The sequence below is a fragment of the Streptomyces sp. YJ-C3 genome (assembly GCF_053891275.1).
Genome location: NZ_CM132685.1, coordinates 6,749,080 through 6,764,132, shown reverse-complemented (window position 1 = coordinate 6,764,132; position 15,053 = coordinate 6,749,080). Strand labels below are relative to the sequence as shown.

At 70.1% G+C, this 15,053-nt stretch carries 11 protein-coding genes and 1 tRNA gene; 2 read left to right on the top strand and 10 right to left on the bottom strand.

Going from position 1 to position 15,053, the window contains the following annotated elements:
• Window positions 1–133: 133 nt before the first annotated feature.
• Window positions 134–913 (bottom strand): helix-turn-helix domain-containing protein, encoded by a 780-nt coding sequence (locus ACVHNB_RS30440; RefSeq protein ID WP_456226337.1) that lies wholly within the window; start codon window positions 911–913, stop codon window positions 134–136.
• A gap of 86 nt (window positions 914–999) precedes the next feature.
• A tRNA-Leu gene (locus ACVHNB_RS30435) sits at window positions 1,000–1,082 on the bottom strand.
• A 103-nt stretch (window positions 1,083–1,185) separates the two neighbouring features.
• On the opposite strand from ACVHNB_RS30435, the gene ACVHNB_RS30430 reads away from it, so the two are divergent.
• Window positions 1,186–1,842: an ANTAR domain-containing response regulator gene (locus tag ACVHNB_RS30430; RefSeq protein ID WP_456226336.1), complete on the top strand. Its 657-nt coding sequence runs from the start codon at window positions 1,186–1,188 to the stop codon at window positions 1,840–1,842.
• Window positions 1,843–1,910: 68 nt separating this feature from the next.
• Here ACVHNB_RS30430 and ACVHNB_RS30425 read toward each other — a convergent pair whose 3' ends face one another.
• The 8 genes from ACVHNB_RS30425 to ACVHNB_RS30390 form a co-directional block, all read right to left on the bottom strand.
• On the bottom strand, window positions 1,911–2,627 hold the full coding sequence (locus tag ACVHNB_RS30425; RefSeq protein WP_428955325.1) for an ABC transporter ATP-binding protein: 717 nt from the start codon (window positions 2,625–2,627) through the stop codon (window positions 1,911–1,913).
• On the bottom strand, window positions 2,624–3,496 hold the full coding sequence (locus ACVHNB_RS30420; protein ID WP_428955326.1) for an ABC transporter ATP-binding protein: 873 nt from the start codon (window positions 3,494–3,496) through the stop codon (window positions 2,624–2,626). Before ACVHNB_RS30420 ends, ACVHNB_RS30425 begins: the two co-directional genes overlap by 4 nt.
• Window positions 3,493–5,277 carry a branched-chain amino acid ABC transporter permease gene (locus tag ACVHNB_RS30415; RefSeq protein WP_428955327.1) on the bottom strand — a complete coding sequence of 595 codons (1,785 nt, stop codon included), beginning with the start codon at window positions 5,275–5,277 and terminating at the stop codon, window positions 3,493–3,495. The genes ACVHNB_RS30420 and ACVHNB_RS30415 overlap by 4 nt, the downstream gene beginning before the upstream one ends.
• A gap of 5 nt (window positions 5,278–5,282) precedes the next feature.
• Window positions 5,283–6,212: a branched-chain amino acid ABC transporter permease gene (locus ACVHNB_RS30410; protein ID WP_428955328.1), complete on the bottom strand. Its 930-nt coding sequence runs from the start codon at window positions 6,210–6,212 to the stop codon at window positions 5,283–5,285.
• 119 nt (window positions 6,213–6,331) lie between these two features.
• A complete protein-coding gene (locus ACVHNB_RS30405) occupies window positions 6,332–7,555 on the bottom strand; it encodes a branched-chain amino acid ABC transporter substrate-binding protein (protein WP_428955329.1) in 1,224 nt (407 codons plus the stop codon).
• Between the two features lie 454 nt (window positions 7,556–8,009).
• Window positions 8,010–8,627 (bottom strand): hypothetical protein, encoded by a 618-nt coding sequence (locus tag ACVHNB_RS30400; protein ID WP_456226335.1) that lies wholly within the window; start codon window positions 8,625–8,627, stop codon window positions 8,010–8,012.
• 419 nt (window positions 8,628–9,046) lie between these two features.
• Window positions 9,047–9,517, bottom strand: coding sequence for a PaaI family thioesterase (locus ACVHNB_RS30395; protein ID WP_428955331.1), 471 nt, complete (start codon window positions 9,515–9,517; stop codon window positions 9,047–9,049).
• Window positions 9,518–9,597: 80 nt separating this feature from the next.
• Window positions 9,598–11,877 carry an FdhF/YdeP family oxidoreductase gene (locus ACVHNB_RS30390; RefSeq protein WP_456226334.1) on the bottom strand — a complete coding sequence of 760 codons (2,280 nt, stop codon included), beginning with the start codon at window positions 11,875–11,877 and terminating at the stop codon, window positions 9,598–9,600.
• A gap of 225 nt (window positions 11,878–12,102) precedes the next feature.
• Between ACVHNB_RS30390 and polA the strand changes: the two genes are divergently transcribed.
• Window positions 12,103–14,772, top strand: coding sequence for a DNA polymerase I (gene polA / locus ACVHNB_RS30385; RefSeq protein ID WP_456228969.1), 2,670 nt, complete (start codon window positions 12,103–12,105; stop codon window positions 14,770–14,772).
• Window positions 14,773–15,053 lie beyond the last annotated feature (281 nt).

The window sequence follows — 15,053 nt, the reverse complement described above, 5'->3', positions numbered from 1 at the left end:
GTACCTCTTCGGACGACGGATGGGTGTGACCCCGAACATCGTGCGAGGCGGGTGGGCCGGTCAAGAACTCGCGGGGGAATTGGGGCGGGTCCCAGGGGGCGGGCGGGGGTGCTGTGACGGGTCCTATTGCGGGTCAGTGTTTGGGTCCCACGTGGAGGTCGAGGAGGGCGACGTCTGCCGCACGCGCGACGGAGATGTTGTACGGGCTGCCGTTGCGCGTGCAGTGCGTCCAGACGACACCCAGCCTGTCGAGGGTGTCCGTGTAGAGCTGCCGGATGTCGTCGGACTTGTTGGTGAAGAAGTACCGGGGGTACTCGTAGCGCCTGCGCTCGCCACCGACGAGCCGGGTGGTCCAGTTCGTGATCCGGCAGCCGTCGGAATGGATCAGACCCCGCACGAACTCCCAGGGATGCGCGTCGACGATCTCCCGCTGCCAGGAGACCAGGGCGATCTCGCGCTCGTGCTTCTTGCCGGGGCCGTGCTGGGGGAACAGGCAGGTCCAGTGCTTGGTGTACGACTTCACCTCGATGCAGCCGGGCCTCTCGCGCAGGCTCACGCGAGGGAGCGGCATGACATGGCGCATGGCCTCCGCGGCGGCCGCGATCAACCCGGTCTGCGTGGCGTTGCAGAAGATGGACAGGTGGTGCTGTCGGGGCTTGGAGATGATGTGGCCGTCGCCGAGATAGAGGCCGAGTAAGTACGCATAGGCGGCCTTGCCGAAGTCACGGCCAGTGCACCTGGGGCAGTCCGTCACCGGCTCGTACGCCTCACCTCGGGCTCTGCGGTCCTCGCTGCGCCACCAGCCGACGGTTCCCCTCGGGACGTTCAGCCGCTCCGCGACGACGCGGTTGGCGACGCCCTGGCGCATCAGCGCGATTGCTTGTGCCCGTACCGAAGGTGCGTGCTGTTCCATGGGGTAACTGTGCGTGAGCGATTGTGACGCCGCGCAGCAAAAAGCGGATGTTCACGAGAATGCGAACATCCGCTTACGGAACTGTGTGCCGGGTGCGGGATTCGAACCCGCAAGCCCTTTCAGGCAGAGGTGTTTGAGACCTCCGTGTATACCGTTCCACCAACCCGGCCCGGCCGCTGGCCGCGTCGGAAGTGTACCGGGTCATCACGCGCGGCCGCAGCTAGGTAGTCTCTAGGAGCAGCCCATAGCCTGCCCGAACAAGGAGCGCCCCCGTGACCGCCCCCGAGTCGCCCCAGCCCGTTGACGCCGCCGACGACGACAAGTCGCACGTCCCGCCGCTGACGACCCGTGTCGTCATCGCCGAGGACGAGGCCCTGATCCGCCTCGACCTCAAAGAGATGCTCGAGGAAGAGGGCTACACCGTCGTGGGCGAGGCCGGCGACGGTGAGCAGGCCATCGAGCTGGCCCGTGAGCACAACCCGGACCTCGTGATCCTCGACGTGAAGATGCCGAAGCTGGACGGCATCAGCGCGGCGGAGAAGATCGCCGAGGAGTCGATCGCGCCGGTCCTGATGCTGACCGCGTTCTCCCAGCGCGACCTCGTCGAGCGGGCCCGGGACGCGGGCGCGATGGCGTACCTCGTGAAGCCGTTCAGCAAGAGCGACGTCGTGCCGGCGATCGAGATGGCGGTCTCGCGTTTCACGGAGCTGAAGACGCTGGAGCAGGAGGTCGCGGACCTCACCCAGCGTCTGGAGACCCGCAAGCTGGTGGACCGGGCGAAGTCGATCCTGCAGACGGAGTACGGGCTGACGGAGCCGGCGGCGTTCCGCTGGATCCAGAAGACGTCGATGGACCGCCGGCTGTCGATGCAGCAGGTCGCCGAGGCGGTCATCGAGGACGCCGCGGAGAAGAAGGCGTCGAAGGGCTGAGACCCGGCCCCCTGGGCATGACCGAGGCCCGCACCCCGATGGGGTGCGGGCCTCGGTCATGTGCGGGTTCAGTCCTCGCCGAGGTACGCCTTGCGGACGGACTCGTCGTGGAGGAGGTCCTGGCCGGAGCCGGACAGGACGATGGAGCCGACCTCCATGACGTGGCCCTGGTCGGCGAGCGACAGGGCCGCCTGGGCGTTCTGCTCGACGAGCAGGATCGTGGTGCCCTGTGCCTTCAGCTCGGCGATGGTCGCCATGATCTTCTGCATCATGATCGGGGAGAGGCCCATGGAGGGCTCGTCGAGCATGAGCAGCTTGGGCTGGGACATCAGCGCCCGTCCCATGGCGAGCATCTGCTGCTCACCGCCGGAGAGCGTGCCCGCCGCCTGCTTCCTGCGTTCGCCCAGGATGGGGAACAGGTCGTAGGCGCGCTGCATGTCCTTCGTGATGCCTGCCGTGTCCTTGCGGAGGAAGGCGCCGAGCTGGAGGTTCTCGGCGATGCTGAGGCGGGGGAAGATGCGCCGGCCTTCGGGGGAGTGGGCGAGGCCCATGGCGACGATCTTGTGGGCCGGGACCGTGTTGAGCGGCTGTCCGGCGAACGTGATCTTGCCGCTCAGGGGCTTCAGGAGGCCCGAGAGCGTGCGCAGCGTCGTCGTCTTCCCGGCGCCGTTGGTGCCGATGAGGGTGACGACCTGGCCTTCCTCCACGCGGAAGGAGATGCCCTTGACGGCTTCGATCTTGCCGTACGCGACCTTGAGGTCCTCGACCTCCAGCAGTGCGGTCACTGGTCGTCTCCTTCGGCGGCGGCCTGCGCTTCGGCGGCCTGGACTTCGTCGAGCGCGGTGTCCTCGGGGGCGCCTTCGAAGGGGGTGCCGAGGTAGGCGGCGATGACGCGTTCGTCGCCCTGGACGACGTCGCTGGTGCCTTCGACGAGTTTCTCGCCCTGGACGAGGACGGCGACGCGGTCGCAGAGATTGAAGATGAACCGCATGTCGTGCTCGATGACGAGGACGGCGATGCCCTGGTCGCGGATGGCGAAGACCAGTTCCTCGGTGGCGCGGGTCTCCTGGGGGTTCATGCCGGCGGTGGGCTCGTCGAGGAGGAGGAGTCCGGGGTCGCTGGCGAGGGCGCGGGCGATCTCCAGCTTGCGCTGTTCTCCGTAGGGGAGGTTGCGGGCGAGGTGGTCGCGCTTCTTGGCGAGGCCGGTGAACTCCAGGAGTTCCATGGCGCGTTCCTCGGAGGCCCGTTCCGCCTTCTTGAAGCCGGGGCCGCGCAGGAGGGCCGACCAGAGGCCTTCCTTGGTGCGGGTGTGGCGTCCGACGAGGACGTTCTCCAGCACGGTCATGTTGGCGAAGAGGCGGATGTTCTGGAAGGTGCGGGCGATGCCTGCCTGGGTGACGAGGTGGGGCTGGGGCGGCAGGACGGTGTCCTTGTAGGAGACCTTGCCCTCGGTCGGCACGTAGAGGCCGGTGAGGCAGTTGAAGAAGGTGGTCTTGCCGGCGCCGTTGGGTCCGATGAGGCCGACGATCTCGCCCTCGCCGACGGTGAGGTCGACGTCGCGGACGGCGGTGAGGCCGCCGAAGCGCATGGTGACGCCGCTGGCTTCGAGGACGGTACGGGTCGTCGTGGTCGTGGTCGTGGTCATGGTGGTCACGCCCCCGCCTTGGTGACGGCCGGTTCTTCGGGCAATCGCTGTTCTGGCACGTCGAGTTGGTCGATCTCGTGGAATTCGAGCTGCTTGCGGCGGTCGGCGATGAGGCCTTCGGGGCGGAAGCGCATCAGGAGGATGAGCGCGACGCCGAAGAGGAGGAGCTGGTACTCGCCGATGAACTGCAGCTTGGCGGGGATGAGGTAGAGCAGGGAGGCGCCGACGAGGGGTCCGCTGACGGTGCCCATGCCGCCGAGGATGACGGCGGCGAGCAGGAACGCGGAGTTGGGCGGCGCGTTCTCCACGAACTTGTACTGGTCGGGGGTGACCGAGTACTGGACGTGGGCCTGGACGGTGCCTGCCATGCCGGCGAGGGAGGCGCCGAGGGCGAAGGCGAGGAGCTTGAGGCGGAAGGTGTTGATGCCCATGGCCTGGGCGGCGGTCTCGTCCTCGCGGATGGCGACCCAGGCGCGGCCGATGCGGGAGGTGCCCGCGCGGCGGAAGACGGTGACGACGATGATCGTGAAGACGAGCATCAGGAGGTAGTAGTTGGCGAACCGGCCGAGGTCGACGCCGAGGACGGTGTGGGTCTCGCCGAGGTTGAACCCGAAGATTTCGAGGTCGGGGATGTTCGGGATGCCGTTGGGGCCGTTGGTGATGTCGGGCCCGGAGTCGCCGTCCAGGTTGTTCATGGTGATGCGGAAGATCTCACCGAAGCCGAGGGTGACGATGGCGAGGTAGTCGCCGCGCAGTCGCAGGGTCGGGGCGCCGATGACGATGCCGAAGACCAGGGAGGCGGCCGCGCCGGTGAGAACGGCGGCCCAGAACGGGAAGTGGACGCCGATGGTGGAGTCGGGGGAGCCGGAGACCAGGGCCGCGGCGTAGGCGCCGACGCCGAGGAAGGCGACGTAGCCGAGGTCGAGGAGGCCGGCGAGGCCGACGACGACGTTGAGGCCGAGGGCGACGGTGGCGAAGACCAGGATGTTGGCGGCGACGTTGGTGTAGGTGTCGTTGGACTGGGTGAAGGGGAACGCGGCGGCGGCGACGAAGGCCGCGGTGAGCGCGATGGTGCGGTGCTTCGCGGTGAGCGCGGTGAGGCGCGAGGGCAGACCGGTCTTGGTCAGGGCGATGCCGCCGAAGAGGACCAGGATCAGGTAGCCGGTGAAGAGCTCGACGTATTCGGTGTCGATGCCGTACGTGAAGACGTAGAGGGCGATGCCGAAGGCGACGGCGATCAGCAGGATCTCGGCCCAGGACGGCAGGGTGACGGCGGCCGGGCGTGCGGGCGGTGCCTTGAGGGCGGCGCGCAGGCGGGCGCCGGCGCCGGTGGCCTCGGGGTCGGGTTCGTCGGCGGGGATGCCGAGGGCGAACACGGCGGTGAGGAGCGCGGCGATGCCGGCGATCCAGGCTCCGGGTTCGAGGTTGACGACGCCGCCGAGTCTGTAGCTGATGGCGCCGAGGGTGTAGCCGGTGGTGCCGAGGGTGCCGAGGGCGAAGAGCAGGGTGGGTGCGGTGCTGCCGCCGGGGGTGAGCCAGCGCAGTCCGCGGATGCCGAGGGCGGAGAGCGTGAGCAGCAGGGTGATGAGGCCGCCGACGAGGGTGAGGACCTGCAGGCCGCCGGGGTAGCCGGTGACGGTGAGGTCGCCGGGGAATTCCGCGGTCCAGGTCCAGGCGAGGAAGGTGCTCGCGGTGGTGAGGAGGGCGCCGGCGGCGGTGCCGTAGCGGGCGGCCTTCTCGGGCAGCGGGAGCACGGCGCGTGCGGGGGCCGTGGTGGTGGTGTCGGTCATGGTGATCACGCCCTGTCCGCGACGCGCTCGCCGAGCAGGCCCTGGGGGCGCAGCAGGAGCACGAGGATGAGGAGCACGAAGGCCCAGACGTCCTTCCAGGCACCGCCGCCGAGGAGCTCCATGCCGGGGATGTCCTGGATGTAGGCGGTGGCGAGGGCTTCGGCGAGGCCGAGGGCGAGGCCGCCGATCATGGCGCCGTAGATGTTGCCGATGCCGCCGAGGACGGCGGCGGTGAAGGCCTTGAGGCCGGCGATGAAGCCCATCTTGAAGCCGACCTGGCCGTATTTGAGTCCGTAGGCCATGGCGGCGACGGCGGCGAAGGCGCCGCCGATGGCGAAGGCCGTGACGACGATCCGGTCGGTGTTGATGCCCATGAGCTGGGCGGTGTCCGGGTCCTGGGAGGTGGCCTGCATGGCGCGTCCGGTGCGGGTCCTGGCGACGAAGTAGGCGAGGAAGGCCATGCACAGGGGGGCCGCGATGATGAGGAAGAGGTCGCCGCGCTGGAGCGTGAAGGCTCCGAGGTCGATGGGGCCGCCGGAGAACTGGGGGAAGGTGCGGTCGGCCTTGGCGTCGGGGTAGAACGCCCAGACGACCTGCTGCAGCGCGATGGACAGGCCGATCGCGGTGATGAGCGGGGCGAGCCGGGGGGCGTTCCTGAGGGGGCGGTAGGCGAACCGTTCGGCGCCGACGGCGACGAGGACGGAGCAGGCGATGCCCATGAGGAGCATGAGGGGCATCGCGATGGCGAGGGACGTGCCGCCGGGGAGCCAGAGCCACATGGTGAGGGCGCCGAAGCCGCCGATCATGTAGATCTCGCCGTGGGCGAAGTTGATGAGCTGGATGATGCCGTAGACCATGGTGTAGCCGACGGCTATGAGGCCGTACAGGGCTCCGAGGATCAGGCCGTTGACCAGCTGCTGCGGCAGATCGTGCACCGCTGGGCCTCCGAGGTTGTCGTCAAGTGCGAGGGCGCGGGGGGCTGTTGTGTGCCCCCCGCGCCGTGGGCTGGTGCGGTGGGATCCCGGGGAGGGTTACCGCGGGGGTTCCCTGTGGGTCAGTTCTCCAGCTCGCCGGTCTTGACCGGGGTGTGCTTGCCGCCCTTGACCTGGTAGACGGTGAGGGTGCGGTTGGTGGTGTCGCCGTACTCGTCGAAGGCGACCTGGCCGGTGACGCCGTTGAAGGAGACCTTCTGGGTGGCCTCGGTGATCTTGGCGCGGGCGTCGCTGGGGAGCTTGCCGTCGTTGTCGTTCGCGACGGACTTGACGGCCTGGATGATGGCCCAGGCGGCGTCGTAGGACAGGGCGCCGTAGGTCTCGTACGGGTCGGTGTAGCCGCCGGCCTTGTAGTCGGCGATGAACTTCTTGGCGGTGTCGAGCTGCTCCGGCGGGGCGCCGACGGAGGTGGCGAAGTCGCCTTCGGCGTTCTTGCCGGCGAGCTTGATGTAGTCGGCGCTCTGCAGGGCGTCGCCGCCGATGACCGGGATCTTGGCTCCGGCGTCCTTGATCTGCTTGGAGAGCGGGGCGCCGGCCGGGTACTCGCCGCCGTAGTAGACGAAGTCGGCCTTGGAGTTCTTGATCTTGGTGGAGATGGCGCCGAAGTCGCGGTCGTCGGGGTTGATGTGGTCGGTCGCGACGACCTTGCCGCCGAGCTTGGTGAACTCCTCGCGGAAGGTGCGGGCGAGGCCCGCGCCGTAGGTCTTCTTGTCGTCGACGGAGTAGACCGTCTTGAGCTTGAGGGTGTTGTACGCGTACTGGGCGGCGTACGGGCCCTGGAGCGCGTCCGTCGTGGCGGTACGGAAGTACGTCTTGAACTGGCGGGACTTCGTCGTCGCGTACTTGGCGCCCTGGGTGAGCTCGGGGGCGGTGTTCGCGGGCGAGATCTCGACCAGGTTCGCGGAGGCGAAGGTCTTCTGCATCGACTGGGCGACGCTGGAGTTCAGGGGGCCGACGACGCCGAGGACGGTCTTGTCGCCGACGAGCGTGGTCGCGTTCTGGCCGCCGGTGGAGGGGTTCGCGACGTCGTCGAGCGCCTTGATCTTGAAGGTGACGCCCGGGACTTCCTTGTTCTTGTTGGCGGTCTTGGCGGCCAGGTCGACGGAGTTCTTGATGCCGATGCCGATGGCCGACAGGTCGCCGCTGAGCGGGGCGTCCACGCCGATGACCACGGTGGTGGTCTTGCCGGACTCCTTGTTGTCATCGTCGCGCGAACCGCAGGCGGTGAGCGTGAGTGCTCCGGTGGTGAGCACGGACGTGAGTATGAGCAGAGAACGGTGTCGCACGATCATTCCTCTCCCTGGCGCGGCCTTCCGGTCTTGGGAGGCCGTGTGTCTCGCCGGGCCGTACGGGTTGGTACAGGGGCCGTGCAAGTGACGCGCCCGGCGGCGCGGTGACTGGCCGTGACTATAAGGGCAGGTGGGGAGTGCTGAGCAGGTGTGGAAGAGGCTGTGACGCTCTTGTTATGCCGGGGCGGGGTCGGGTGGGCGCAGTGCGGACGATTGGGGCGGGCCCGGGGGGTGCGGGCGCGGTGTGCGGTGTTCGCATGTCGAGAACGCGCAGTTCTCCAATGGGACTTGAGGTGACCTGGGTCGGTGTGCGGTACACGCATGGGCGCGCGGTGTGCGCGAGGGGTGCGCGGTGCGGTGGGCGCGGGTGTGCGCCGTGACCCTCGCATTGCTTCGTTGCGACAGAGGTAACTCTGTGTTACCGCCGTGTGAGGTCGTCGGTGGCTGTCGGTCATCGGTGACGCACGGGCGGCCCGCAGGTGGCGCGCAGGTGGGCGAGGAGGGCGTGCGGGTAACGGCCGACGAAGATGAAGCTGTGCAGTTCCTGTCCGCGCCGGTTGTGCAGGGAAAGGTCCAGGTAGGTCATGTCCAGGAGCCGGGGCAGGGCGGTGCAGTCGCGTACGCCGATGCGCACGGCGAGGGCGCGCGGGATGCCGGGGGCCACCGTGAAGGGCGGTCGTGGCGTGGTAGCGGCCGTCAACTGGCCGAAGCCGGGAAGGACCTGATGGATCGTCACTGACGTGCCGCGGTCGACGCGCACGGTGAAGCGGAAGGTGCCGGGTCGGGTGTCCGTGCCGTTGTACCGCAGGTGAGTGACCTGGGCGGGCCAGGGGACGGACGGACGCGTCGGCGCGGGTTCCGGGCGGGTGAGCAGGACGGCGCAGGCGGCGAGGGCGACGAGGGTCGCCGCGGCGGTCACGGCTAACCGGCGCCGGTGCGGGGGCAGTTCGGTCCAGCGGTCGGACAGGCGCCGCGCGTCGTCACCGAGGGTGTCTGCCGGTGGCGGAGGTGCCTGAGGGGAGGGGGCGTCGGGCGGTTCGTGCGGCTCGACGGGCCCGATGCCGGTCATGCCCGACGGTGAGCCGGAGCCGGGAGTTCCGTCAACTTCCCGCGGTGCGGCGGTGGTTGGGGTCGTCCGGCGGGCCGGCGTCCGCGCCGGGCGGATCCCCCCTGCCGCGCGCCCCTGGAGGCGTGGTGGCCCGATGAGGCGGCGTGGGCGGGCGTCGCTGCCGCGGCCCGCTCGCGAAGTGCGCACGGCGGCGCCACGGGCCGCGCCGCCCGCGTCCGTGCGCGGCCCCCGCGCGCGGTGGGGCGGGCCGGAAGGTGTCGGGACCGGTGCCCGTCCGTCACTCTCCGGCGCATCGCCGTACGGGACCGGGCCCCTCGTCGCTCACCGGCGCGGCATCCGCGCGGCGTCCGGCGGGCACGCGGAGGTCCGTGCGCCGCGCCGGGACCGGCTCGCCCGCGACACGATCCGCCGGACGGGTCCTAGGCGGTGGGCGCGGTGGGCGCTTCCTTCAGCAGGCAGGTCAGACGCGCCGTGCAGACCCGCTTGTCCTGCTCGTCCGTGATGACGATCTCGTACGTCGCCGTGGACCGCCCGCGGTGCACCGGCGTGGCCACCCCGGTGACCAGGCCCGAGCGGGCGCCGCGGTGGTGCGTGCAGTTCAGGTCGACGCCGACGGCGATCTTGCCGAGGCCGCCGTGCAGCATCGAGCCGACCGAGCCGAGGGTCTCGGCGAGGACCGCGGAGGCGCCGCCGTGCAGCAGGCCGTACGGCTGCGTGTTGCCCTCGACGGGCATCGTGCCGACGACGCGGTCCGCGGCCGCCTCCTTGATCTCGATGCCCATCCGGGTACCGAGGTGCCCGGCGGAGAACAGGGCGGGCAGGTCGACGCCGAGCGCCGCGTACTCGTCGATGACCTCTTGCGGGAACTTCACTTGGTTCTGCTCGCCCATGGGGCCCGGCTCCGTCCGTCGTGCCTGCTTACCTGTGTGCTGTTCTGCTGGAAAAGCTTCCCACCTGGCTGAGCGAACGCTCAGTCGGTGCTCGATTGTTCCAGGCGCACGACGACGGACTTGCTGGCGGGGGTGTTGCTGGTGTCCGCGGTGGCGTCCAGCGGCACCAGCACATTGGTCTCCGGGTAGTAGGCGGCCGCGCAGCCGCGGGCCGTCGGGTAGTGGACGACGCGGAAGCCGGGCGCGCGCCGCTCGACGCCGTCGCTCCACTCACTCACGAGGTCGACGTACGCACCCTCCGCCAGGCTGAGTTCCTTGGCGTCCTCGGCGTTGACGAGGACGACCCGGCGGCCGTTCCTGATCCCGCGGTAGCGGTCGTCGAGGCCGTAGATGGTGGTGTTGTACTGGTCGTGCGAGCGCAGGGTCTGGAGCAGCAGCCGCCCTTCCGGGAGGTGCGGGTACTCGACGGGCGCCGCCGTGAAGTTGGCCTTGCCGGTGGTCGTGGGGAAGCGCCGCTCGTCGCGAGGGGCGTGCGGCAGCGCGAAACCGGACGGGTCCGCCACGCGCGCGTTGAAGTCCTCGAAGCCGGGGATCACGCGGGCGATGCGGTCGCGGATCGTCGCGTAGTCCTTCTCGAACTCCTCCCAGGGCGTGGCGGATGCGGCGCCCAGGACGCGGCGGGCGAGGCGGGCCACGATGGCGGGCTCGGACAGCAGGTGCCTGCTCGCCGGCTCCAGGCGGCCGCGCGAGGCGTGCACCATGCCCATGGAGTCCTCGACGGTCACGAACTGCTCGCCGCCGCCCTGGAGGTCGCGCTCGGTGCGGCCGAGCGTGGGCAGGATCAGGGCGCGGGCGCCGGTGACGGCGTGCGAGCGGTTCAGCTTCGTGGAGACGTGCACGGTCAGGCGGGCGCGGCGCATCGCCGCCTCGGTGACGTCGGTGTCGGGGGAGGCGGACACGAAGTTGCCGCCCATCGCGAAGAAGACCTGCGCGTCCCCGTCGCGCAGGGCGCGGATGGCGCGGACGACGTCGAAGCCGTGCTCGCGCGGCGGCGCGAAGCCGAACTCCTTCTCCAGGGCGTCCAGGAACGCGGGCGCGGGCCGCTCGAAGATGCCCATCGTGCGGTCGCCCTGCACGTTGCTGTGGCCGCGGACGGGGCAGACACCGGCGCCCGGGCGGCCGATGTTGCCGCGCAGCAGAAGGAAGTTGACCACCTCGCGGATGGTCGGCACGGAGTGCTTGTGCTGGGTCAGGCCCATCGCCCAGCACACGACGGTGCGCTTGGCGGCGAGCACCATCTCCAGGGTCCGCTCGATGTCCGCGCGCGACAGGCCGGTCGCCTTCAGCGTCTCGTCCCAGTCGGCGGCCCGGGCGGCCGCCGCGAACTCCTCGTAGCCATGCGTATGCTCGGCGATGAAGGCGTCGTCGGTCGCGCCCTCCGTGTCGAGGATCAGCTTGTTCAGGAGGCGGAACAGGGCCTGGTCGCCGCCGAGCCGGATCTGCAGGAACAGATCGGTCAGGGACGCGCCCTTGGTGAGACCCTTCGGCGTCTGCGGGTTCTTGAACTTCTCCAGGCCCGCTTCGGGGAGCGGGTTCACGGAGATGATCTTCGCGCCGCCCGACTTGGCCTTCTCCAGGGCGGAGAGCATGCGCGGGTGGTTCGTGCCCGGGTTCTGCCCGGCCACGATGATCAGGTCCGCCTTGTAGAGGTCCTCCAGCAGGACGCTGCCCTTGCCGATGCCGATGGTCTCCGTGAGCGCGGAACCGGACGACTCGTGGCACATGTTCGAGCAGTCGGGCAGATTGTTCGTGCCGAACTCGCGGGCGAACAGCTGGTAGAGGAACGCCGCCTCGTTGCTCGTCCGGCCCGACGTGTAGAAGACCGCCTCGTCCGGGGAGTCCAGCGCGGCCAGCTCGTCGCCGATGATGTCGAAGGCCCGCTCCCACGTCACCGGCTCGTAGCGGTCGGCGCCCTCCGCGAGAAACATGGGGTGCGTGAGGCGGCCCTGCTGGCCCAGCCAGTACCCGGAACGCGTCGCCAGGTCGGCGACCGGGTGCGCGGCGAAGAACTCGGGCGTCACCCGGCGCAGGGTGGCCTCCTCGGCGACCGCCTTCGCCCCGTTCTCACAGAACTCCGCCGCGTGCCGGTGCTCCGGCTCGGGCCAGGCACAGCCGGGGCAGTCGAAGCCGTCCTTCTGGTTGACGCGCAGCAGCGTCAGCGCGGTGCGCTTCACGCCCATCTGCTCGCGCGCGATCTTGAGGGAGTGCCTGACGGCGGGAAGCCCTGCGGCATGGTGCTGCGGGGCCGCGACCTGCGGTGCGTCCTGTACCGGGTCCGACGCGGGCGGCTTGCTGGCCATGGCTGACTCCCCTTCGAGCTGGTCCTGCGAGCGTGCTGGGCCGTGCTGTGAGCTACGTCTCCGATCCTCGCACGGGTGACCGACGGCCTCGCCGCCCGGTCGCAGTGGGCCGGAGTGTCAGTGGGGCGTGGCAGGATCGGGGACGTGGCAGAGAAAGCAGCAAAGACGGCGAAGACAACCGCGACGAAGGCGACGGGCTCCGGTGCAGGTGGGCGCCCCCGGCTGATGCTCATGGACGGGCACTCGCTGGCGTACCGGGCGTTCTTCGCGCTGCCCGCGGAGAACTTCACGACGGCGACGGGCCAGCCGACGAACGCGATCTACGGATTCGCGTCGATGCTGGCGAACACACTGCGCGACGAGGCGCCCACGCACTTCGCCGTGGCGTTCGACGTGTCCCGCAAGACGTGGCGCTCCGCGGAGTTCACCGAGTACAAGGCGAACCGGTCGAAGACCCCGGACGAGTTCAAGGGCCAGGTCGAGCTGATCGGCGAGCTGCTCGACGCGATGCACACCCCGCGCTTCGCCGTCGACGGTTTCGAGGCCGACGACGTCATCGCCACGCTCGCCACGCAGGCCGAGGCCGAGGGCTTCGACGTCCTCATCGTCACCGGCGACCGCGACTCCTTCCAGCTCGTCACCGACCACGTGACGGTGCTCTACCCGACCAAGGGCGTCTCCGAGCTCACCCGCTACACGCCGGAGAAGGTCCAGGAGAAGTACGGCCTGACGCCGGCCCAGTACCCCGACTTCGCGGCCCTGCGCGGCGACCCGTCGGACAACCTGCCGGGCATCCCCGGCGTCGGCGAGAAGACCGCCGCGAAGTGGATCAACCAGTTCGGTTCGTTCGCCGAGCTGGTCGAGCGCGCCGAGGAGGTCAAGGGCAAGGCGGGCGCGAATCTGCGGGAGCACCTGGACGCCGTCAAGCTCAACCGCCGGCTGACCGAGATGGTGCGCGACGTCGAGCTGCCCAAGGGCGTCACCGACCTGGAGCGCGCGCCGTACGACCGCACGGCGATCGCGATGATCCTGGACACCCTGGAGATCCGAAACCCGTCGCTGCGCGAGCGCCTGTTCGCCGTCGACCCGGGCGCCGCCGAGGCCGAGGAGACGCCGGCCGAGCCGGGCGTCGAGCTGGACGGAAAGGTGCTCGGCACGGGCGAGTTGGCCCCGTGGCTCGCCGAGCACGGCACGGCCGTCCTGGGCCTGGCATCCGTCGACACCTGGGCGCTCGGCGCCGGTTCGGTCACGGAGATCGCGCTCGCGGCCGCCGGGGGAGAGGCCGCCTGGTTCGACCCGTCGGCGCTCGACGAGGCCGACGAGAAGGCCTTCGCCCAGTGGCTCGCCGACGCCGCGAAGCCCAAGGTCCTGCACAACGCCAAGGGCGTCATGCGGGTCTTCGCCGAGCACGGCTGGAGCGTCGAGGGCATCACCATGGACACGGCGCTCGCCGCGTACCTGGTCAAGCCCGGCCGCCGCTCCTTCGCGCTCGACGCGCTGTCCCTGGAGTACCTGGGCCGCGAGCTGGCCCCGGCCGCGGCCGCCGACGGGCAGCTCGCCTTCGGCACCGACGAGGACGACCAGGCCGAGGCCGACGCCCTCATGGTCCAGGCCCGCGCCATCCTCGACCTGGGCGAGGCGTTCGGCGAGCGCCTCAAGGAGGTCGGCGCGGCCGAGCTGCTCACCGACATCGAGCTGCCCACCTCCGTGCTCCTCGCGCGCCTGGAGCGGTACGGCATCGCCGCCGACCGCGCCCACCTGGAGTCGATGGAGCAGATGTTCGCGGGCGCCGTGCAGCAGGCCGTGAAGGAGGCCCACGCCTCCGTCGGCCACGAGTTCAACCTCGGCTCGCCCAAGCAGCTCCAGGAAGTCTTCTTCGGCGAGCTGGACCTGCCGAAGACGAAGAAGACGAAGACGGGCTACACGACGGACGCGGACGCGCTCGCCTGGCTCGCCACGCAGACCGACCACGAGCTGCCCGTGATCATGCTGCGCCACCGCGAGCAGGCCAAGCTCCGCGTCACCGTCGAGGGCCTGATCAAGACGATCGCGGCGGACGGCCGCATCCACACCACGTTCAACCAGACGGTCGCCGCGACCGGCCGCCTCTCGTCGACCGACCCGAACCTGCAGAACATCCCGGTCCGCACGGACGAGGGCCGCGCGATCCGCCGCGGCTTCGTCGTCGGCGAGGGCTTCGAGACCCTCATGACGGCGGACTACAGCCAGATCGAGCTGCGCGTCATGGCGCACCTGTCGCAGGACGAGGGCCTCATCGAGGCGTTCACCTCCGGAGAGGACCTGCACACCACGGTCGGCGCGCAGGTGTTCGGCGTGGAGCCCTCGGCGGTCGACGCGGAGATGCGCCGCAAGATCAAGGCGATGTCGTACGGACTGGCCTACGGCCTCTCCGCGTTCGGTCTCTCGCAGCAGCTGAACATCGAGGCGGGCGAGGCGCGTGCCCTGATGGACACGTACTTCGAGCGGTTCGGCGGGGTCCGCGACTATCTGCGCCGGGCCGTCGACGAGGCGCGGGCCACCGGCTACACCGAGACGATGCTGGGCCGCCGCCGCTACCTGCCCGACCTGAACTCGGACAACCGGCAGCGCCGCGAGATGGCCGAGCGGATGGCGCTCAACGCACCGATCCAGGGCACCGCCGCCGACATCGTGAAGATCGCGATGCTCAACGTGGACAAGGCGCTCACGGAGGCGAAGCTCACGTCCCGGATGCTGCTCCAGGTCCACGACGAAATCGTCCTGGAGATCGCCCCCGGCGAGGCCGCGGCCGCGGAGGAGCTGGTCCGCCGCGAGATGGCCGCCGCGGTTGCCCTCCGGGCGCCGCTGGATGTCTCGGTGGGCCTGGGGACGGACTGGGAGTCCGCGGCGCACTAGCCTCCGGCAGATGGGTTCGCCGGGTGCGGGTGCGTTGTGGCTGGTCGCGCAGTTCCCCGCTCCCCTGAAGGCTGCGGCTTCGCCGCGCCTTCCCGAACCCGCGCCCCTGGAGACGGCGCACGCCGTGCGCGTCTCCAGGGGCGCGGGGAACTGCGCGACCAGCCACGAAACACCCGCACCCGCCGACGAAACCTCACCACCCCCCACCCCACGGCGCGCACGCGTGAAGCCACACCCCCGTTCAGACCTCACACCGCGCCCCCCGACGGAGTGCCCCCGCA

What these genes read in the sequence shown, in the direction of transcription:
- ACVHNB_RS30440 (WP_456226337.1), bottom strand. Translation starts at nt 913, where the DNA reads ATGGAACAGCACGCACCTTCGGTACGGGCACAAGCAATCGCGCTGATG.
- ACVHNB_RS30415 (WP_428955327.1), bottom strand. Translation starts at nt 5,277, where the DNA reads ATGACCGACACCACCACCACGGCCCCCGCACGCGCCGTGCTCCCGCTG.
- ACVHNB_RS30400 (WP_456226335.1), bottom strand. Translation starts at nt 8,627, where the DNA reads ATGACCGGCATCGGGCCCGTCGAGCCGCACGAACCGCCCGACGCCCCC.
- ACVHNB_RS30395 (WP_428955331.1), bottom strand. Translation starts at nt 9,517, where the DNA reads ATGGGCGAGCAGAACCAAGTGAAGTTCCCGCAAGAGGTCATCGACGAG.
- ACVHNB_RS30390 (WP_456226334.1), bottom strand. Translation starts at nt 11,877, where the DNA reads ATGGCCAGCAAGCCGCCCGCGTCGGACCCGGTACAGGACGCACCGCAG.
- polA (WP_456228969.1), top strand. Translation starts at nt 12,103, where the DNA reads ATGCTCATGGACGGGCACTCGCTGGCGTACCGGGCGTTCTTCGCGCTG.